The organism is Rubrivivax gelatinosus (genome assembly GCF_016583785.1).
Classification (GTDB): Bacteria; Pseudomonadota; Gammaproteobacteria; order Burkholderiales; family Burkholderiaceae_C; genus Rubrivivax; species Rubrivivax gelatinosus_B.
The window spans coordinates 36,487-58,083 of sequence record NZ_NRRU01000012.1 but is presented as its reverse complement, the minus strand read 5'-3'; the positions used below and the strand labels follow the sequence as shown (position 1 = coordinate 58,083).

General features: G+C 71.9%; 9 protein-coding genes. 1 reads left to right on the top strand and 8 read right to left on the bottom strand.

The window, feature by feature from the left end; translation table 11 throughout:
- Positions 1-19 precede the first annotated feature (19 nt).
- From CKO43_RS05005 to CKO43_RS04975, 7 genes are read right to left on the bottom strand one after another with little or no spacing between them, the layout of a single operon-like run.
- Positions 20-886 carry an alpha/beta hydrolase gene (locus tag CKO43_RS05005; protein ID WP_200378007.1) on the bottom strand — a complete coding sequence of 289 codons (867 nt, stop codon included), beginning with the start codon at positions 884-886 and terminating at the stop codon, positions 20-22.
- Positions 883-2,346 (bottom strand): hypothetical protein, encoded by a 1,464-nt coding sequence (locus CKO43_RS05000; protein ID WP_200231241.1) that lies wholly within the window; start codon positions 2,344-2,346, stop codon positions 883-885. The genes CKO43_RS05005 and CKO43_RS05000 overlap by 4 nt, the downstream gene beginning before the upstream one ends.
- Positions 2,346-3,416, bottom strand: coding sequence for an alpha/beta fold hydrolase (locus tag CKO43_RS04995; RefSeq protein WP_200378006.1), 1,071 nt, complete (start codon positions 3,414-3,416; stop codon positions 2,346-2,348). The genes CKO43_RS05000 and CKO43_RS04995 overlap by 1 nt, the downstream gene beginning before the upstream one ends.
- Before the next feature lie 4 nt (positions 3,417-3,420).
- A complete protein-coding gene (locus CKO43_RS04990) occupies positions 3,421-5,016 on the bottom strand; it encodes an alkaline phosphatase family protein (protein WP_200231239.1) in 1,596 nt (531 codons plus the stop codon).
- A complete protein-coding gene (locus tag CKO43_RS04985) occupies positions 5,013-5,318 on the bottom strand; it encodes an acyl carrier protein (RefSeq protein ID WP_200231238.1) in 306 nt (101 codons plus the stop codon). Before CKO43_RS04985 ends, CKO43_RS04990 begins: the two co-directional genes overlap by 4 nt.
- Before the next feature lie 18 nt (positions 5,319-5,336).
- Complete coding sequence (locus CKO43_RS04980; protein ID WP_200378005.1) at positions 5,337-10,121, bottom strand: type I polyketide synthase; 4,785 nt, start codon at positions 10,119-10,121, stop codon at positions 5,337-5,339.
- Positions 10,118-18,337, bottom strand: coding sequence for a type I polyketide synthase (locus CKO43_RS04975; RefSeq protein WP_200378004.1), 8,220 nt, complete (start codon positions 18,335-18,337; stop codon positions 10,118-10,120). Before CKO43_RS04975 ends, CKO43_RS04980 begins: the two co-directional genes overlap by 4 nt.
- A 543-nt stretch (positions 18,338-18,880) precedes the next feature.
- Here CKO43_RS04975 and CKO43_RS04970 point away from each other — a divergent pair.
- Positions 18,881-20,104 carry a hypothetical protein gene (locus tag CKO43_RS04970; protein WP_200230400.1) on the top strand — a complete coding sequence of 408 codons (1,224 nt, stop codon included), beginning with the start codon at positions 18,881-18,883 and terminating at the stop codon, positions 20,102-20,104.
- A gap of 36 nt (positions 20,105-20,140) precedes the next feature.
- Here CKO43_RS04970 and CKO43_RS04965 read toward each other — a convergent pair whose 3' ends face one another.
- Complete coding sequence (locus tag CKO43_RS04965; protein WP_200378003.1) at positions 20,141-21,355, bottom strand: hypothetical protein; 1,215 nt, start codon at positions 21,353-21,355, stop codon at positions 20,141-20,143.
- Positions 21,356-21,597: the final 242 nt, after the last annotated feature.

Below are 21,597 nucleotides of genomic sequence, written 5' to 3'. Positions count from 1 at the left end.
TGGCGCCGGCCGCCGCGGATTAGCCCGCGGCCGCGGCCGGCGGCGCGAAACACTCGGCGAGGAAGGCATCGACCTGATTCGTCGCCTCGCCCGGCTGGCCCAGTTGCTCGTTCAGTTCGGCATGCGTCAGCGGCAGCGCGACGCTGCGTGCACGGCCACCGCGCTCGACCAGGCGCGCGGCAAAACGTTCCGACTGGCGCGTCGAGTCCTCGCGCAGCGACGAACACAGCAGCAGCACCGGCGGCGGCGCGGCCTGCAGCGTCGCCGCGCGGTGCCAGGGCGAGGCCAGCTCCCAGCCCGCACGCTGGTCGCCGAAGGCGCGGTCGTGCAGCGGCAGGTGGGCGCCGTCCATCACCTCGACGACGTCGAGCGCGGCGCTGTCCACCAGCACCGCGGCCGCCGGCGCCACGCAGCCGGCCGCGGCGGCCAGCGCCGTGTCGGCCAGCACCAGCGCCGCCAGGTGGGCGCCGGTCGAATGCCCGAGCACGACGATGCGGCCGGTGTCGCCGCCCCAGCCGGCCGCCTCGCGCTGCACGTAGGCCAGCGCGCGCGCGACGTCGATCGCCTGCTCGCGCGGGTCGGCCCAGGGCAGGCGGCGGTAGTTGATCGCGACCACGATCCAGCCCTTGGGGCCCCAGTGCGCCAGCTTGTGGCCGACGACCTGCGGCTGCTGCTTGTCGCCGGTGATCCAGGCACCGCCGTGCACGACCACCAGCACCGGCGCCGACTGCGCCTGCGCCTGCGCCTGCGCCGGGCGATAGACGTCCAGGCGCTGCGCCGGCCAGCGGCCGTAGGCGAGGTCGGCATCGACGCGGGTGCCCGCCGGATGCGGCGGCGGCTCGGCGGCTTCGCGCCGCCGCAGCCAGCCACCGGCGTCGCGGTTCATCGCGTCAAGGCCTCGTTGGCGGCGAAGTGGATCTCGCAGCCGCCGCGCGGGTTGGGCACGTAGCGGTCGCCGCCCAGCGGCATGATCTTCGGGCCGAAGGGGTTGGCTGTGCCGCAGAACAGCCCGTAAGGCGAGGACACCAGCGTGCGCAGCCCCATGTTGTACGGGTTGTCGAAGCCGTTGTTCGTCACCGGCACCCAGTTCTCGCCGTCGAAGCTGCGGAACAGGTCGAAGCCCGAGTGGTGCTCGAAGATCGCCTGGGCGCCGACGTGGTTGATGACGTTGGCGAAAGCCTCGGGCCAGCGGCTGCGGTTGGCGTAGCCGACGAGCGTGCTCCACTCGAAGGTGCTGAGATAGAGCCAGCCGTCGTGCTCCACCATGCGCCAGAAGTAGCCGTTGAAGAAGTTGTTGAAGCCGGGCATGTAGCCCGACAGCGGGATCTTGCGGCCCTGCGGCGTGTCGCGTTCGTCGCCGATCAGCAGGTCCCAGGAGCCGTCGGGCCAGACCCGCACCAGCTCCGGCGGCGCCGGGCCGACCTTGTTCGCGGTGTCGATGCCGCCGCCCTGGATGCCGCTGCCGATGTAGAGCGCGCCCTTGAACGGCAGCATGGACAGCGTGCACTGGTTGAACTTGCCGCGGCCGGCGCCACGCTCGAGCACCTTTTCCCAGGCGTAGGGCTTCTCGCCCTCGCAGCTGCTGCGCCAGACCTGGTAACCCTCGAGGTTGAAGGTGCCGACGTAGAGATGGTCGCCGAAGCCGCACATCTCGAAGATGGTCTTGTTGCCCGGGTCGCCGAAGCCGAAGTCGCTGACCGGCTCCCAGCCGCCGTGCGTCGGGTCGGCGCTCTCGTAGACCACCGAGTGCGCGGAGATGTTGGGATTGCCGCCGCGCGAGCCCGCCGGCGTCGTGAACAAGCGCCCCTTGAACTCGGTGATCGTGCGGATCGTCGTCACCGGCAGGCCGGTGAGGCCCGGTTCGCAGGTGGGCTCGAAGTTGCGCCCGTCTTCCGAGCGCAGCAGATTCGGCCCCGGCCCGCGCGCCGGCGACCAGGTGCTGACGAACAGCGCCGGCGCCTCGACGCCGCGGCCCGAGTACACCAGCATGCCGCGCAAGCCCAGTTCGCGCGGGATCGGCTTGCCGTGGGTGCCGATGATGGTCGGCGCCTTGAACACACGTTCCCACTCGTCGGTGAGCGGGTCGTAGCGCCAGATCTCGGCGTGCATGTCCAGGTCGAAGGGGTTCTCCGGGCACTCGACCGGCCAGACGTCCATCGCGATCGGCAGGCGCGACTTCATGAACGGGAAGTTGCCGCGTGTCGTGCCGACGTAGAGATGGCCGTTGAACCAGGCCATCGAATGCGCGTAGGCGTTGTTGCCGTCGCCGAAGCCGCCGCGTGCGACGCAGCGGAAGTCGCGCCGGTTGAGCCCGGGCCAGATCCCGAGCCGGTTGGCTTGAACCATCAGACCGTCACCGCCATGTCGGATATGTAGCGCGCGAGCGCCTCGTGCGCCTCGTCGGGCGTGTCGTAGGGGCCGATGTGGCCGCGCTCGCGGGTGCTGAAATGCCAGGCGCCGTCGACCTTGAAGACGCGGTCGCTGCGGAAGTGGCGGCGTTGTTCTTCGCCCGAACGCACGACCGGCCGGCGCACGTAGTCGCCGCGCCAGAAGCGCTCGCATTCGTGCATCACGTCGGCGGGCCGGGACACCGGGAAGAAGTGGCCGGCGTCGCGCACGCGGCGGAACTCGCCGTGCGGCCAGACCTGCAGCAGCTCGCCGCCGGTCAGCCGCGCCTGCGAGTGGTCGCCGTAGAGCGCGAGGATGGGGAACAGCAGCCGGTGCAGCGCCTGCACGTCCAGGCCGTCGTCGCCCATCAGCTGCGTGCCGGCGGCGGTTTCGTCCATCAGCTTGACCCACTGCGCCGCGGTGCGTTTGCCGTTGCGGCCGAGCATGGGGCCGACGAGCGCGAGCAGGTCCTCGCCTACCGGCTCGTGCCGGATCTGCAGGTGCGCGACCTCGGTCAGCAGGCGGTAGCCGAAATACGGGTCGTGCGTGTCCAGCACCAGGCCGTGGCGGTCGAGCACCGCCTGGACGTGCGCGCGGTTGCTCCAGTCGCGCGGCACCGAATGCCGGCGCGCAGCCGAGATGTGGGTGTCGCACAGCACCAGGCTGGCCACGCGCGCGGGCTCGCGGCAGGCGGCATTGAGCGCGACGACGCCGCCGAAGCTGTGCGCCACCAGATGCGCGCGCCGGATGCCCAGTTCGTCCATCAGGCCCAGCAGGTCCTGGCCCAGCTCCTGCGGCGTGTAACCGTCGGGCGTGGCTTCGGAGCGGCCGTGACCGCGCAGGTCGAACAGCGTGACGCGGAACCGCTTGGCGAAGGCCTGGGCGTACGGCATGTACCAGAACGCCAGGTTCGCGGCCAGGCCGTGGACCATGATCAGGTCCTCGCGCGGCGCAGTCGAGTGGCCGTGCTGGGGCTCGTCGACCTGCAGCACGTTAAGGCGCGCGCCGCGGACCAGCGCGACCGGCATCCGCTTACTCCATGTAGCCCAGCAGCTGCAGCTGGGCCATGATCTGCGCCTTCTCGTCGTCGGCCATCGCCTCGCCGTCGCCGCGTTTGGCGCCTGCGGTCGCGGCACCGATGACGACCGGGTTCGCGGCCTTGTGCTCGGCGCTGAACATCGCCTCGGGCACCTGGCCTTCGAAGTCGCTGGGCACCGGCAGCCCCAGGCTGTAGAGCAGCGTCGCGCCGACGTCCATGATGCGGCGGCGGCCGATCTGCTTGCCGCCGGCGATGCCGGGGCCGCAGGCGATGAAGACGCCGTCGGGGTGGTGCGTGCCGGCGGGCTCGGGGCGCTTCTCGACGGCCGGCAGCTTGTTCTTGATCGAGACGAAGCCGAAGTCGCGCAGCACCAGCTGCAGGTCGGGCGCGTCGCCCATCGCCGAGCCGGGGAACACGTCTTCGCGCTTGTGGATCTCGGCGACGATGCGCTCGCCGGTCTCGGGGTCGCAGAACGCTTCCAGGTCGCGGATCAGGCGTTCACGCGTGGCTTCGTACTCGGCCAGCGGGATGCCCGGCTGGCCGGGCTCGCGTGCGACGCGGATGTTGATGCCGTTGCTCGACGGCGTGCGGCAGTAGGCCACCGTCTTGCTCCAGTCGAGGTGGGCAAACATGCTGTCCTCGCGCCGGCGGCCCTCTTCGGTGTCGGGCACCGGCTTCCACGCCAGCCAGCCCTTCTCGCCGAGGTAGGTGTTGATGCGCACGACCTCGGTCGTCGCGGTGAAGCCGTGGTCCGAGGCCAGGAAGACCTGCACCTCGGGGCCGGCGGCGGTCACCAGGGCCTCGATGAAGCTGTCGAGCTGGCGGAAGTAGTCCAGGCAGAGCACGCGCATGCGGCGGTGGAAGTCGCTCGCGTCCGGGCTTTGCAGCGAGGGGTCGAGGTACTGCCAGGCCTGGTGCTGCAGCTTGTCGACGCCGTCGAACATCACCGCCATCAGGTCGGGCGCTTCCTCGCGCATCAGGTACTCGGCGATGCGGAACCACTGCTTCTCGCGCGGCAGGTGGTAGCGCACCCAGTTCTCGCGGTCGTGGTCGGACAGGCTTTCCATCGCCTGCTTTTCCTGCTCGAAGTCCCAGGCCAGCTCCTGCGCGCTGAACTCGGGAATCGCCTTCAGCCGGTCGTACAGGTCGGCCGGCGTCGTGTTGCGGCGCAGGTGGCGCCAGGGCACGAAGCCCGGGACCATGAAGCCGTTCAGGTCCTTGGGCGGCGGCGCGGTGAACGGGAAGTTCAGCGCCGCGACCTTCTTGCCCTGGCGGCTGGCGATCGACCAGATCGTCTCGACGCGGCAGTCACGCGAGTCGTAGAGCGTGAAGAACACGTCTTCGCCACGCTCCTCGGCGCGGATGAAGTCGAAGACGCCGTGGTGGCCGGGGCTGCGCCCGGTCATCAGCGACACCCAGGCCGGCGGCGTCAGCGGGTTCGGCGTCGAACGCAGCTTGGCGCGTGTGCCGCTCTTGAACAGGCCGCCGAGAAACGGCATCACCGGCGCGCCGTCGGCGGCCGAGGTGAGCTGGTCGAGGACGGTGAAGGTGGCACCATCCATGCCGATGAAAAGCGTCTTGACGGTCACGTCGGAGTTCCCCCGCCGGCGGCGATACGGGTTTCGATGAAACCGGCGATCTGACTCACGGACAAATCGCCGACATAACTACCGTCACGCATCAGGAGATTCTGGAAACCGAGTTTCCGGGAATAGGCTTCCTCGAGCGCGACGCAGAGCTGGATGATGTCGACAGAGGCGAACTCGAGATTCGCCACGAGCTGCGTCGTGGGGCCCACACCGCCATCGAGCTCGAGCCCCCAGTCCTGGATCAGATCCTCGATCACCGCGATCACGGTGGCCTCGGTCGAAGCCTTCAGCAGACTGCTCATCCTGTTATCCTGATACTCTTATTGATATTCGGCGACCGCGACCACCGAATTCCCGACGAACTGAAGCAAAACCGGGACCATGATATCACCGCGGGTCACCCGGGCCCGGTCCGCGACCCCCGATTCGAAGGTGACGGCAAAGGCCTCCGGAGCTCCCTGCAGGCCGGTTCCGAGACATTTTGCCGCGGCCTCCTTGGCGCACCACAGGCGCAGCAGCGCGTCGCCGTGGCTGGCCACCGGCTGCGCCTGCAGCCAGGCGCGTTCGGCCGGCGTGAAAGCGGCTTCGAGCAGGTCCGGGCGCTGCACCCGGCCGATTTCTTCAGCGTCGACACCGACCGCCGCACCATCCTCGCGCAGCGCTGCGACATTCCAGCGCGCGCCGTGTGTCAGCGACACCGCCGGCCGCGGCGCCAGTTCATCAACCCACCAGCCGTCGACGAAGGGCGCGCCCTGCGCGTCGTGGCCGACGACGACGTCGGACGGGTAGACCAGCCGGCCGCTGCGTTCGTGCAGCCAGTGGCGCACCAGTTCCTTCAGCGCCAGCCGGCCGAGCAGCCACTGGCGGCGCTGGCGCGGGTTCTCGGGCAGCGCGCGCCAGGTCTCACGCTCTTCCCAGGCCAGCGTCGCGTGCGCCAGCATGCGCAGGAAGATCGCGTTCGACTGGGCGCAGAAGGCCTCGGGCAGGTTCTCCAGCTGCCACAGCCGCGTGCCGCCGGCCGGCGCCAGCGGCGCACCGAGCCAGCCGCCCAGCGGGTCGCGGCGCAGCTGGTAGAAGCGGTGCGGCACGTGGAAGAAGACGTTGACCAGGCCGTCGACACGCACCAGCGGCCGGCCGTCTGCCGTGCAGGCCTCGAACTGCCAGCGGCGTGCGGCGGCGATGTCGCCGGCCTGGGCCGCATCCACCGGCTGCTGGCGGCCGCGCAGCACCAGGCCGGCCTCGGCCGCCGGCTGTTCGGCCAGCAGCTCGATGCGCTCTATCGTCGACGGAAAGCAGTTGAAGTCGGTGCCGACGTGTTCGGCCACCCAGCAGGCGGCGAGCTGGCCCATCGCGTCCAGCAGCACCGGGTTCAGCACCATGGCCGGCAGGGTCTGGCCGTCGAAGAAGCCGGCCAGGCTGCAGTCGGTGAGTTCGCAGTCGATGCCGCCCTCGTCCCAGCCGCGCACGTGCGCCAGGCTCTGGAAGATGGGGCCGTGGAACATGCCGACGTCGTAGATCGCCTGGCCGTCCCAGCGTGCGGCACGCGGTGCGGCCAGCGCCGGCAGCGCCGCCAGCCGCGGCTGCGACGCCTGGCGCAGCAGCGCCGTCACAGCGGTCGCGCCGTGCTGCGACAGCGTCGCGCGCCACAGCCCGGGCTCGCCGGCGACGGCTTCGGCGACGACGTCCAGCTCCAGCGCCTCGTCGTCGAGCGCGATCCAGTCGAAGGCACGCACCTGCTCGATGCTGGCAAAAGCCGTCGTGCCGGCGAGCAACGCGGCGGCCTCGGCCATGATCTCCAGGCTCACCATCAGCGGCACGCAGGCCAGGCCCGAGAGTTCGGGGTCGGTGTCGGAGCCACGCCCCGACAGCACGTGGTCGCGCAGGAAGGCGTCCTGGTGCAGACCGAGCCGGCAACGTGCGACCAGGCGCGTGGCGCTGGACTCGACGATCTCGTCCAGGAACGGCGCCCAGGCTGACGGATCGCCGGCTTCAGCCGGCGCTGCTTCGGCCGCGGCGCCCGATTGCCAGCCTTCGAGCAGCGTCTGCTGCTGCGCGAGGAAGGCGCGCATCGTCGCGAAGTAATCGGCCATGACGGCGGCCCGCGCGGCGGCTTCGCCGTCGTCTGCGGCATCGGATGCCGCTTCGGTGGCTGCTGCCGGCATGGGCTGCGGCGCGGCTTCGACCGCGGTCGGCGCGGGTGCGGCGGGCGCGCCGCCACCGACACGCCGCAGCAGTGCCCGGTCGGCATCGTCGAGATGCAGCACCGGCATCGTGTTCGCCAGCAGCGGCGCAACACGCAGCGCCGGGGCCGGCTGCGTGAGGTCGACGACGGCGATGCGCCGGCGCGTGTACAGCGCCTGCAGCGACATCGGCCTGCCGTGCACCCAGAGCTGCGCCAGCGTCGCCAGCAGCTGCTCCAGCCCGTGTTTGCGGCGCTGGTTGGAGGCCAGCGCCAGGTGCGGCTGGTCGGCGAGGATGTCGTCGACGAAAGCGGTCAGATTGCCCGAGGGCCCGACCTCGACGAAGCAGCGCACGCCGTCGGCGACCATGTTCTGCACCGTCTCGCGGAAACGCACGGTCTGCGACCACTGCGCAGCAGCCAGCTTGCGCACCGCCGCCGGCGTCTGCGGGAACAGCCCGGCCGACGCGCACGAATACAGCGGCACACGCGGCGCGGCCAGCTTGATCGCTTTGTAGTGTTCGGCAAACGCCGCGCTCATCGCGCCGAAGGACGGCGTGTGGTAGCCGCGGTCGAAGGGCAGCGGCATACAGATCGCACCGATCGCCGTCAGCCGCGCCTGCACCGTGTCGATCGCGTCGCGCGTGCCGTAGAGCACCAACTGGTTGGCGCAGTTGTCCATCGCGACGTCGATCGCCAGGCCAGTGGCGGCCACGGTCTCATGCACCATCGCCGCCGGCAGCGCGCCGACGGCCAACAGCGCGCCGGTCGGGATCTTGCCCTCGGCCATCACCTGGGCGTAGACGGCGTTCAGGTCGCGGATGAAGCTGGCGAGCAGCCCGCGGTCGTCGGTGGCGAGCGCGCCGCTGGCGGCCAGCGCCGACGATTCGCCCGAGCTGTGGCCCAGCATCACGTCGGGCTCGACACCGAGCGCACGCAGCAGCGAGTACATCGCCTGGCCGCCGATCATCACCGCCTCGCTGCCGACGTCCATGTCGTGCAGCCGCGCTTCGAGCTGCTTGCGGCGTTCGGGCGTCAGCTCGCTGGCCGGCGGGTAGACGATGTCGGTGCGCGTGTCGCCGGGCAGGTCGTCGTACAGGCCGCGCCAGAAGTCCAGCCACTCGCGCAGCTCGTCGAAACACGGCGCCAGGTCGGCGAACATGCCCAGGTACTGCGAGCCTTCGCCAGGGAACAGGAAGGCGAGCTTGCCGTCCAGCGGCCGCGGCGAATAGCAGACGCCGCCGCGCGTCGCGAAAGCCTTGTCGCCGGCGCTGCGCAGCTTGGGCAGCGCCTGCGCCAGGCCCTTGGCCAGCGCCTCGCGGCTCTTGGCGACGATGGCCAGCCGGGCCGGGCCGCCGCGGTCGGCGGCGGCCAGTGCCGCGGCGACCTCGTCCAGCGCCCAGCGCGGTTCACGCGCCAGCGCGGCCGCCAGCGTCTCAGCGGCCGCGGCCAGCGACGGCGCATCGGCCGCCGACAGCACGCAGAGTTCGAAAGGCCAGCGCGCCAGCAGCAGCGGGCGTGCGGCCGAGGCCGGCGCCTGCTCGACGATGGCGTGGGTGTTGATGCCGCCGAAGCCGAAGCTGTCGACGCCGGCGCGGCGCGGCTGGCCCAGCGGCGCGATCCAGGGCCGGGCCTCGGTGTTGACGAACAGCGGCGTGCGTTCCAGCCCGAGATCGGGGTTGACCTGTTCGCACAGCGTCGGCGGCAGCACGCGGTGGTGCAGCGCGAGCGCGGTCTTGATCAGGCCGGCGACGCCGGCGGCCGGGATGCAGTGGCTGATCATCGACTTGACCGAGCCGATCGCGATGCTGCCGCCGGCGCCGCGGCGCGGACCGAAGACGTTGGCGAGCGCCGCGATCTCGGTCTTGTCGCCCAGCGGGATGCCGGTGCCGTGGGCCTCGATCAGGCCGACGGTCGCCGGGTCGACGCCGCTGTGTTCGTAGGCGCGGCGGATCGACAGCGTCTCGCCGTCGACGCTGGGCGCCAAGAGGCCGGTGCCGCGGCCGTCGCTGGCCTGGCCGATGCCACGCAGCACCGCGTAGATGCGGTCGCCGTCGGCGAGTGCGTCCGACAGGCGCTTGAGCACCACCATGCCCAGGCCTTCGCCGAGCAGGGTGCCGTCGCTGCCGGTTTCGAAGGGGCGCACGCGGCCGCGGGCACTGAGCGCGCCGAGCTGGGTGAAGATCGTCGACACGTCGGCCGGCAGCGAGGCGTTGACGCCACCCGCCAGCATCATGCGGCTGCGCCCGGCACGCAGTTCGTCGACCGCGGCGCTGACCGCCAGCAGCGAAGACGAACACGCGGCGTCGACGAGGTAGTTCGGGCCCTTCAGGTTCAGCCGGTTGGCGATGCGCCCGGTCATCACGTTGGGCACCAGGCCGGGCGCGGTGTCGGCGCCGTGCGGCGGCAGCTTGGCCAGCAGCGAGCGCCGCAGTTCGGCTTCGGCGGCGGCGTCCAGCCCCGGCAGCGCGGCCTTCAGCAGTTCCATCGTCTGGTCGAGCACGATGTTGTGCTGGATGACGGTGACCTGGCCGCGGTGCAGATAGGTGCTGTGGCCGAGGATGATGCCGGTGTCGCGGTGGTCGACCTGGGCGCCCAGGTAGCCGGCGTCGGCGAGCGCGTCGCGCGCGATGCGCAGCGCCAGGTACTGGTCGGGCTCACCGCCGTCGACCGAGTTCGGCATGATCCCGAACTCGCGCGGGTCGAAGCGGTACAGGTCCTTCAGCCAGCCGCCGCGCGGCGTCTTGATGCGGCCGTCGGCCAGGTAACGCTCGGCGCCCCATTCGGGCACCGGGTCGCCGACGGCGTCGACACCGTCGAGGATGTTGTTCCAGAAGGCCTGCAGGTCCGGCGCGTCCGGGAAGATGCAGGCCATGCCGATCAGCGCGATCGACTCGGGCGCGGGGTTCGGGGGATTGCGGGTCATGCGTCGATCGCCGTGCGCGCCGTGCCGCCCAGGCGGTTCAGTGCGGCACTGGCGATGCTCTCCAGTTCCTCGATCAGCATCACCGGCTCTCCGTGTTCGTCGCTGAAGATCACGTTGCCGCGGATCAGCAGCGGGTCGTCGGTGGGGATGCGTTCGTATTCCATCTGCAGCCGCGCCGGGAAACGTTCGCGGTAGCGCACGACGCGGCCGAACTTGGCCGGCAGCGCCGACTCGTCGCGGAAGGCGCGTGCCCACAGCCAGGCCATCTGCGCGGCGGCGTCCAGCAGCGCCGGGTCGAACACCCAGCCCGGCGCGTCGGCCGGCATGGCGCGCAGCCAGCTCGACGGGTGCGTCGAGCGCACCATCGCACCCGCGCCCTGCTGCGACAGCCCCGAAAAACGTTCGATGACCTGGAAGCGCGGGCCGTGGAACAGCCACTCGCCGTAGGCCCGTTCGACCGTCAGGCTCTTCTCGCGGTGCGGGCGCGGCACGACACGTTCGCCGGCCGGCAGTTGCTGCTCCAGGCGCACGACGCCCTTGTAGTGCGTGATCGCGCGGCCGTTGCCGAGCTCGCTCTGCAGCGCCGCGACGACCTCGAAACCTTCGCTGCTGCCGTAGGGCGGCGGGCTCACCAGCACCTGCAGCGAGCGCACCGGCTCCTTCAGCTCCACGCCCTTCATCAGCCGGAACTCGCGCACCTCGACCACCTTCCAGCCCGGCCACAGCGAGGCCGCGGCTTCGGCGACGATCTCCAGCGCGGCCGCCGCCGGCAGCACCGGCGTCGAGTCGATCACGTGTTCCTGCAGGTAGAGGTGGCGGCCGTCCAGGCGCAGCGCGACGATCTGCTCGCCGCGGCCGGGGTCAAGCACCCGCGCCGCGCCGAGCAGCGCACCGAGCGCGGGGCCTTCGGCCACCGGCGCCGCTTCGCGCCAGGCGCCGACTTCGGCTTCGTGGCGCTCCCAGGGGCCGGCGCCGCAGACGACCTCGACCGGGCCGCCGGCCGGGCGCGAGATCTCGTCGGCGAAGAGCTTGCGGCCGACCGCCGCACTGACCAGCGTCACGCCCTTGGCAGCGAACTTGGCCTCGGTCTCGGCGGTCACCATGCCGGCGCCGTAGGTCGTCGGCCCCCACGGGCCCCAGCACAGCGCGCTGACGGCGACGCGGCCGTCCCAGCGCCCACGCAGGTGTTCGCAGACCCGGTTCATCAGCTCGTTGGCCGTCGCGTAGTCGCCCTGCCCGCTGTTGCCGTAGCGGCCGGCGACCGAGCTGAAGACGGTGAGGAACTTCAGGCTCTCGGCGCGCAGCCACTTCTGCAGCAGCAGCAGGCCGATCAGCTTGGTGGCGACGACACGCTGCCAGCTCGCCGTCGTCTTCTCGGCGATCAGCTTGTCCTCGATGACGCCGGCGCCGTGCACGACGCCGTCGATGCGGCCGTGGCGGGCGTAGAGGCCGTCGAGCAGCGCGCGCATGGCGGCTTCGTCGGTGACGTCGACGGCGTGGTATTCGACCGCGGCGCCGGCGGCGCGGAAGTCGGCGATGTTGGCGCGCATCTCGCGCAGGCCCAGCAGCGCCTGCACGTGGCGGTTGATCTCGCCGGGTTTGAGCGCCAGCGCGCCGCGGCGCACCTCGGCGATGAAGTGGGCGCGCAGTGCGGCGGCGTCGGCGCAGGCCGACAGTTCGGCCGGCTCGGCGTCGGGCAGCGCACTGCGGCCGGTCAGCACCAGCGTGTTGCCGGGCCGCGCCAGTTCCCGCAGCAGCTCGGCCGTGATGCCGCGGGCGCCGCCGGTGGCGAGCACAACGACACCGGCCAGCGCGACGCGCGGCGCGTCGGCCGGCAGAACGGCCACGACGCTGCGGAACACCGTGCGCTGGCCGCCGGGGTAGCCGACTTCCTGGCGCCCGCCGTCGAGCTCGAGCTCGTCGAACAGCGCCTGGGCGTTGGCGAGCGCGGTCTGCGTCGGGTCCAGGTCGACGGCCTTGATGCGCAGCGCCGGCCGCTCCTCGCGCAGCGACTTCAAGAGCCCCGGCGCGCCGCCGGCCAGCGGCAGCGCCTCGGGGGCACGGCCGCGGCCGAACAGGCCGCCGAGCGCGGTCGCGGCGAGCACATGGGCTTGTTCGATGAAGGCCGGGCCCAGTTCGCGCAGCAGCACGAACAGCGCCTGGTCGCCAGCGGCGAGTGCCGCGCGCCATTCGGCCGGGCCGGCGTCGGCCGCGGGCGCCGGCGCGTCGACCGGGCGCAGGAAGACGAGGCCGGCGATCGGCGCGGCGCGGCGCGCGCCGCACCAGGCGACCAGCGCCGCCTCGTCGGCCAGCAGCGCGCTGTCGAGCACCTCGACGGTGGCGCCACGTTCGGCCAGGCGTGCCGCCAGGCCGTCGGCGAGCGTGCCGCGGTCGGGCACGACGATGAAACGCCCGGCCGCGAGACGGCGGGCCGCCGTCGCGGGCACGGGTTCGGGTGTCGGTTCGATCAGATGCCGAGACGGGGGCTGGTCGGCGACGACGACGCCGACCACCGGGGTTCCCGCCTCGGCACGATCAAAAGGGACGGCCACCCCTTCCAGCTTGGCCGAACCGATCAGGTCCAGCATGCCGGCGAGCGTCGGCTGGGTGTTGAGCTTGCTGCGGCTTTCGACCAGCGCGGCCCGGTAGGCCTCGGGCAGGGCCTGCAGCATCGCGCCGACGACCTCGATGCGCTTGATGCTGTCGATGCCGAGGTCGGACTCGAGGTTCTGGTCGAGGCCGACCATGTCCTTCGGGTAGCCGGTCTTGTCCTCGACGATCGCGAGCAGCATCTCGGCCATCTTGTCGCGCGACAGCGCGGCCGCCGGAGCGGCAGCGGCTGCCACCACCGGAGCCGCAGCCGCGGCAACCGGGGCCGGAGCCACCGGCGCGACCGGCGCGGGAGCCACCGGAGCCGGCGCCAGCGCCACCGGGGCGACCGGTGCAGCAGGAGCCACCGGCACCACCGGCGCGGCCGGCATCGCCGGCACCGCTTCGGCGAAACGCGGCAGCACCATCGTCGCGGCCGGACGGGCCCGCAGCGTCGTGCGTGCCGCGCCGCCCGGCTGGCCGAGGAACGCGGCCATCACACGTTCCTGGGACTCCAGGAACTGGCGCATGGTCTCGAAGTATTCGGCCAGCACGGCGGCGTCGGCCGTCGCGGGCAGTGGTCGTCGTTCATCCATCGTTCGAACCCTCCTGGAAAACTGGGATGTGATAGCGGCGCTGCGCGGCGCGGCGGCGGCCGGCAACACCGGTTGCGGCGGCAGCGCGGCGGCCACCGGAGCCGGCGCGGCAGCCGGCGGCAGCGCGGCGGCGGCCTGCGCCGCCTGCACCTGTTCGAGCGTGACGCCGACCGGCGCCACCGGGTCGGCCAGCCGGCGCACGCCGGCGCCGTTGATGACCCAGGCGGTGCGCGCCGGGGTTTCGCGCCGGTCCAGCGTCGTGATCTGATCCGGGTCGCCGACGCGGCAGCCGCGGCCGGCGAACAGCGGCTCGGTGTCGAGCGCGACGCCGGCGATCATCAGCTGGCCGATGCCGGCCAGCAGCCCGGCCAGGCCGCTGCCGTCGTCGAGCGCCAGCGCGACGTGCGGCTCGTCCGGCAGGATGCGGCCGACCAGGCGCGACAGCACCGCCTTCGGGCCGATCTCGACGAAGAAACGCGCGCCGTCGGCGTGCATCTGGCGCACCTGGGCGACGAACTCGACCGGCTTGACCAGGTGCTCGGCCATCAGCTGGCGGCTGCGCGCCGGCTCGGCCGGGTGCGGCCGCGCGGTGGCGTTGGCATAGACGGGAATGGCGGTCGGCGCCCACGGCGTGGCGTCGATCAGCGCCGCCAGCTGCGCCTGCGCCGGCTTCACCAGCACCGAGTGGAAGGCGGCAGCAACCGGAATCGGCTGCGCCTCGATGCCGGCGGCGGCGCACTTGGCGATGGCCGCCTCGACACCGGAGCGTGTGCCCGAGACGATGCTCTGCAGCGGCGCGTTGTGGTTGGCGACGACGACGTCGGGCAGGTCGGCGATCAGCTGCTCGACGACTTCGCGTTCGGCCGGCACCGCCGCCATCGTGCCGAGTTCGGCACCGGCGGCGCGGGCCTCGTCGACGATGAAGCGGCCGCGTGCGGCCGACAGCGTCATCAGCGCGCCGAAGTCGATCGCGCCGGCGGCGTGCTGGGCGACGAACTCGCCGTAGCTGTGGCCGGCGGCCATGTCGGCCTTCAGCCCGAGCGCCTGCATCAGCCGCCACAGGCCGACCTCGAGCGCACCGAGTGCCGGCTGGGCGACGTCGGTGCTGGTGAGGGCCCGGCGCGCCGCATCCTTGGCCGCGTCGTCGTAAGCGGCCCGCGGGAACAGGAACTCGCCCAGCGTCTTGCCGAAACGCTGCGTGAACGGCGCCCGCAGCGCGCTCTCGGCTTCGGCCAGCGCGTCGGCCACCGGCGGCAGGTACAGCGCCGCTTCGCGCCCCATGCCGGGGTATTGCGAACCCTGGCCCGGGAACAGCACCGCGACGCGGCCGTCCAGCGGCGTGCCCGAGCGGTGGAAGACACCCGGCGGCAGCGCCTTGGCCTCGCCGCGCAGGAAGGCGGCGGCGGCGGCCAGCTTGGTGCCCAGGTCCTCGGCGCTGCGCGCGACGACGGCCAGGCGCTCGGGCGCCAGATGCCAGCGCTGCGCCAGGCTCGCGCCCAGGTCGCGCAGTTCCACCGGCGTCGCCGCCAGCGCCGTCTGCAGCGCAGCCAGGCGTGCGGCCAGCGCGGCACGGTCGTCGGCGGCGAACAGCAGCAGCTCGGCCGGCCAGCGCTGCGCCGTCGCGCTGCGCAGCCAGGGGCGGTACTCGCGCTGGTACTCCTCCATCACGACGTGGAAGTTGGTGCCGCCGAAACCGAAAGCGCTGCAGGCGGCGCGCCGCGGCTGCTCGGCCGGCAGCCAGGGCAGCGCTTCGTCGATGACGTGCAGCGGCGCGTCGGCGCGCTTGAGCGTCGCATTGGGGTTGGTGACGCCCAGATGCGGCGGCAGCACCTTGTGGTGCAGCGCCAGCGCGGCCTTGACCAGGCCGGCGACGCCGGCGGTGGCCTTGGTGTGGCCGATCATCGTCTTCACCGAGCCGACGACGGCGCCGTGCGGGCGTGCGCCCTCCTCCAGCATCAGCCGCGTCGTGCTCTCGAGCTCGGCGGTGTCGCCGGCCACGGTGCCGGTGCCGTGGGCCTCGAACAGGCCGACGGTCGACGGGCCGAAGCCGGCCATCTGGTAGGCGCGGCGCATCGCGCGCAGCTGGCCCGCGGGCAGCGGTGCGGTCAGGCCCTTGGCGTTGCCGTCGCTGGAGCCGCCGACACCCTTGATGACGGCGTAGATGCGGTCGCCGTCGCGTTCGGCGTCGGCCAGGCGCTTGAGCGCGATCATCGCGATGCCTTCGCTGATGACGATGCCGTCGCCCGAGGCGTCGAAGGTGTTGCAGCGGCCGCGCGGCGACAGCGCCTGCGTCTTGCTGAAACACAGGTAGCCGAACGGGCCCTGCACGGTGTCGACACCGCCGGCGATGACGATGTCGCTGCGCCCGGCGGCGAGTTCGGTGACGCCCTGGTAGACCGCGGCCAGCGACGAGGCGCAGGCGGCGTCGGTCGTGAAGTTGACGCCGCCGAAGTTCAGCCGGTTGGCGATGCGCCCGGCGATGACGTTCAGCAGGATGCCGGCGAAGGAGTCCTCGGTCCACTCGGGCAGGCGCGCGGCGACTTCGGCCGGCAGCTGACCCGAGAAACGCGGCAGCTCCGAGCGCAGCCCGTACTGCGAGCCGACGTCGCCGGTGCCGCCGCTGGCGCCGACGATCACCGAGGCGCGTTCGCGGTCGAAAGGCTTGCGGTCGTAGCCGGCGTCGGCGAGCGTGCGGCGCGCGACTTCGAGCGCCATCAGCTGCATCGGGTCGACGGCCTCGATCGACTTCGGCGGCATGCCGTAGCGTGTCGGGTCGAAGACGAGGTCGTCGATGAAGCCGCCCCACTTCGAATAGATCTTGTCCGGCGCGTGGCGGTCGCTGTCGTAGTACAGGCGCCAGTCCCAGCGGTGCGCCGGGATCTCGGTGATGGCGTCGACCTTGGCCAGGATGTTGTCCCAGTAGGCCTGGCTCGAATCGGCCTTGGGCAGCAGCGTGGACAGGCCGACGATGGCGATGTCCACCGGCCGGCCCTCGGCGACCGGCGCCGCCTGGCGCGCGTCGACGGCGGCGGCCAGCAGCGCGGCAGCACCGGCGCTGACCTCTTCGTGCAGCGCCGCGACCGTGGTGACGCCGTCGCGCAGCGTCGCCACCTGGCCCAGCATGTACATGCCGTCAGCGTGCTGCTGCGCTTCGTCCAGCGTCGTCAGCCGGCCTTCTTCGCCGATGCGCGTCGTGCCCTTGGAGGCGATGCGCAGCCGGCCCATGATCAGGTCGTCGAGCACGCGCCGGCTCTCTTCCCCGGCCACCTTCTGCTCGCGCAGCTCGGCGCGTTTCTTGAAGAACTCCTGCGCGAACGGCGTGTAGGCGCAGCGGCTGGCGTGGCCGGGGCCGGACTCCAGGCTGACCGTGTGGCGGCAGTCGATGACTTCCTGCTGGAACTTGCGCACCACCGCGCCCGAGGCCACGATCTCCTCGGTGAACAGGTAGGCACTGCCCATCAGCACGCCGACCTTGACGCCGCGCGCGACCAGCGGCGCGGCCAGCACCTGCACGAAAGCCGACGAAGCGGCGTCGTGGATGCCGCCGGCGAACAGCAGCTGCAGCTCGGCCGGCGCGACACGGCGCGCGTCGATCTCGTCGGCGATTTTGTCGACCATCGTCGACCAGAGCACGAAGCTCGACAGCGGCCCGATGTGGCCGCCGCACTCGCGCCCTTCGAAGATGAAGCGGCGCGCACCTTCCTGCACGAACAGCGGGATCAGGTTGGCCGAGGGCACGTGCAGAAAAGTCGGCACGCCCGCGGCTTCGAGCTTGACCGCCTGGTCGGGGCGGCCGCCGGCGATCAGCGCGTAGGCAGGCTTGTACTGCGTCGCCAGCGCCAGCTGCTCGTCGAGCAGGGCCTGCGGCGCGAAGCCCAGCAGGCCGATGCCCCAGGGCCGGTCGCCCAGCAACTGCTGGGTGCGCGCGAGCAGCTTGTCCAGCGGCGCGCCCTTGAGCAGCGCGAACGCGACCATCGGCAGGCCGCCGCCGTCGGCGATAGCCTGGGCGAAGTCGGCGACGTCGGAGACGCGTGTCATCGGCCCCTGCACGATGGGGTAGCGAAGGCCCAGCGCCTGGGCCAGCGGCGCGCCTTCGGCCACCGGCGGCTGCGCCGCGACCTGGGCGAGCTGGGTCGCGACCGCGCTGTCGAAAGCCTTCAGCACCGCAGCCACCTGGCCGTAGCGCTTGCGCCAGTCGGCGGCGAAGCAGACGTCGTGGCCCACCGGCAGCAGGCCGGCACGCGGGTCGTCCCAGTTGATGCGTCCGGCGACCTTGGCGCGCAGCGCGGCGAAGCCGCAGCCGTCGCCGTCGGTGATCAGCGCCTTGGCCACGGCGTGACCGGGGCGGCTGAGGATGCGCACGTATTCGCCGTGTTCGCCGTCGCCGACGGCGACCGTCTCGTTGCCCGACAGCCCGGCGATCACCGCCTGGCCGGCTTCGCCCAGGCGCGCCTCGTCGAGCAGCAGCAGCTGCGAGTCGAGCACGCCGCCGGCCACGCCAAGCGCCGAGCAGCCTGCGGCCACCGCGGGCGTCAGGCCGCCGCGCACGAACAGCGGCAGCGCCGTGCGGCCGCGCCACTTCTGCAGCAGGATGAAGCTGGCGTCTTCGCCGACGAAGCCGCCGGCCTCGTTGCCCTTGAGCAGCAACGCGTCGACCTCGGCGTCCAGCGCCTCGCCCGGCCAGGCCGGCGTCGTCAGCTCGGCCATCACGCGCAGGCCGGCGGCGCGCAGCGCGGCCAGCGTCTCGCGCGCGGCCGGCACCGCGGCGGCGTCGATCAGCAGCCAGGCCAGGCCTGCGGCACGCGCGGCAACCAGGCGCTCGGCGTCGCCGTCGGCCAGTGCCGGCAGCTTGAGCGCATGGCCGCCGTCGGTCGCGGCCGCGACCGTGGCCAGCGCCTGGGTCCAGCGCGCCGGCTCGGCGTCGATCTCGTGGTTGACGACACCGACGGCACCGGCACGGCAGGCGGCGATCGCCAGCGCGACGCCGTCATGTCCGGCCGGGGTGAAGACGAAAGTCTGGAAGAGGCTCATCTTGGAGGCTGGACGACATGCTGGCCGCATGCGGCCGGGACGGCTCCACGCCGCGCGCAATGCGTCACATGGCGTGACGGCACGCGTCGGGGGCGTGAGGCGATGTGAAGAAAGGGGCGGACGACGGGAACTGGAAACATCGTGAGGCCTGGTAACCCCGGTTCGGTGGGGCCGCGCTCCGACCTCGTCTTCCCGTGCACCAATTTCGTACTGAAGTTATCACGAGAACGAGTGAAGACCGGCACTCGCAAGGCGTGCGTCACCCACCCGAGGGGGCTCGCGCACGAGGCGCCGAGCACTACCGCACGGTGCACGGCCGAACGTGAACGCCCGACGTGCAAATACGGTGCGAAGAACTCGGCAATGGCGGGAAACAAGCGCGACACAAAACGTCCCGTGCAAGTCCGATGCCGTTTGCGCCGCTCGGCGCGTGCGATCCCGGGAACCGGGGGGAGCGGGCCGCCGCAACCGGCCCGGAGCGTGCTCGCGCCCGGTCGCGCGGGCCACCGTCGGCCGCGCAAAACCAGATCCGGAGGGAACACGATGTCCATCACCGCATCGCGGCGCGCGCGCCGCCGTCACGGCCGATTGGCCGCCGCCGCGCTTGCCGCGGCCTGCCTGTTCACGGCGTCGGCCTGGGCCGGCACCCAGATCCGTGCCGTCGAGACCGACCTCGCCAGCGACAACGAGCGCGTCATCTCCTACCGCCACCAGCAGCACCTGTGGCTCACCGCAGACGGCGCGCTGCACCTGGTGATGAACCGCGGCCACTACGCGCCCGGCGGCCTGGCGCTCTACAGCAGCCACGACGGCGGCATCAGCTGGCAGCTGTCCCATGCCTTCGCCGGTACCGACGACAAGTCGACCGGCGACGTGCAGCCCGCGGGCGACGAGGCCCACATCGTCTATCACACCGCGGCGAACGCCGTGATGCACGAGCAGCTGCGCTACGACGCCGTGGCCCGCGCCTGGACGCTGCTGGCGAGCGAGACCGCCTTCGCCTCGGGGCGCCTGGCGGCGCTGAACCCGGCGCTCGCCGTCGACGAACAGGGCGGGCTGTGGGTCGGCTTCCTGGCGCGCAACAAGCTCAGCAACCAGGGCCAGCTGCGCGTCGTGTTCCGGCCCGCCGGCGGCGGCTGGACCGACCCCGGGCTCGGCTTCGGCCCCGTCGACAACCGCGCCGTCGAGCGCAGCGCGCGGCCGGTGGCGGTGCCCGGCGGCATCGGCATGGTCTGGACCGTGCGCGAGTTCACCTACTTCTCGCGCCACGCGCTGACCGAGGCGCCGACCACGCCCTGGCAGACCGAGACGCTCTTCGTCGGCAGCGTCGACAGCACCGTCTCCGATCCCTATGCCAGCCACTTCAACGTCGTCACCGACGCCGGCGGCGGCGTGCACCTGATCACCGTCGAGAACTACGACGTGCTGCACTTCCGCTGGGACCCGGCGACGCTGGCCTGGAGCGGCCCGCGCCTGGTCGACGACGCGCGCAAGGTCGCGTACGCGCAACTCGGCCTGTTCGACGGCCGGCCGGTCGTGGGCTACAGCGTGCAGCGCGGCAAGGGCAGCCTCGAGGTCGGCGACGCGCTGGGCGAGAACTGGGACCCGAGCTACGACCTGGCACTGGTGCCCGCCGTGCCCGGCATCAACTACAACACCGCGCGCATCGAGCTGCCGGCCAAGGCCAGCGGCACGATGCCGGTGCTGCAGCAGTACGACATCTCGGGCGTGCAGCGGCTGATGCTGTTCAGCGTGCCGGCGCCTTGACGCGCCCCGGCAGCTGCCGGGGCGCGCGACCCGGGGTCACAAGCCCGGGTCGGCGAACCAGACGCCTTCGGAGCAGTTCGGCTTGCGGCAGGGCTTGTAGCGGCCCGAGTCCGAGACGTCCGGCGTCAGCTTGTTGAAGTAGATGCGCGGGCCGGCGTCGGTGATGAAGACCTCGGGGTCGGTGCGCGTGCGCAGCGGCTCGGTCGGCGTGATGCGCTTGAACACCGGCGCCGTGGCGTCGATGCTGGAGATCCAGACTTCGGAGCGGAACTTGTTCGGCCGCACCGACTGCGCCATGAAGATGAAGGACCGGCCGTTCCAGGTGAAGGGCTCGGGCGAGAAGATCTGGTTGCCCTTGGGCGCCGGCTGGCTGTAGACCGCCGTCCACTGGCCCGAGACCTTGCGGTAGACGCGCAGCTCGGTCTGGTCGACGAGCGTGAAGAACACGAGTTCGTGGCCGTACTCCGGCGCGCACCACATCCAGACCTCGTACTTCTGGCCGGCGTCGAAGGTCAGCTGCTGCGAGCTGTTGCTGTCGAAGTCGCGATAGAAGACCTGGTCGACACCGTTCACCGTCACCGGGTAGACGACGGCGCGCGTGCCGGGGATGTCCGGGCGCGAGCAGATCACATGGCGCACCGGGTAGTTGGAGTCGGGGAAGTCGGCGATGCGGCGTTCGCTGGCCGGGCTCGCGGTCTCGGCCCAGTAGTGGACCTCGCGGTTGTCGACGTAGCTGATGCGCGAGGCCGGGTCGCCGACGACGTTGCTCCCGTACGGTGCCTTGCGCACCGCATCGGACAGCACGGTGCTCGTCCAGGTGCCGTCGGTCCGGGGCACGGCCACGCCGATGCGCGAGTTGCCGTCGGTGTGGCGGCCGACGTACTTGGTGTGCACGAGGATGTCGCCCGCAGCCGTCGGCACCCACTCGGGGCCGTTCTTGGTCTTCTGCGCGTCCTGGAATGTCATCGAGTCGGGATCGACGACGAGGCCGCGGCCGTCAGCCGGGATGAACTTGCCGGTCGCGCGGTCGACGTTGGCGACCCAGAGATTGCCGAGCGTGTCGTTCCAGGCGATCTGGGCCCGCGTCTGGCTGAACTCGTAGTCGATCAGCTCGGCCTCGGCCGAAGCCTGGCTCTCGTTGGGCGACCAGGTCTGAGCCGGCGCTTGCACCGCAAGGGCCGCGAGCGAGAGGGCGGCCAGCGACGGCCGGCACGCGCGCAGCACGTGTGTCAGGACGGAACGGTGGGGCATGAAACCTCGGGACGATTCGGTGGTGAAGGCGGCATACGAAGCAATCCCGGGGCCGCCGCGGGTGTAACCGAACCTTAACGAGCCCCCGGTTCGAGGGCAACGCACGCCGCTGGTCCGGACACACGAACACGGGGGGCCTGCGGCGCGCCAATTGCATTCCTCCCCCCGTGAGTTGATGGCCCCGCGCCCCCTTGGACGCTGCCCAGCGCTTGCTACGATGCCCCGAACACCTGGAGTTCCAC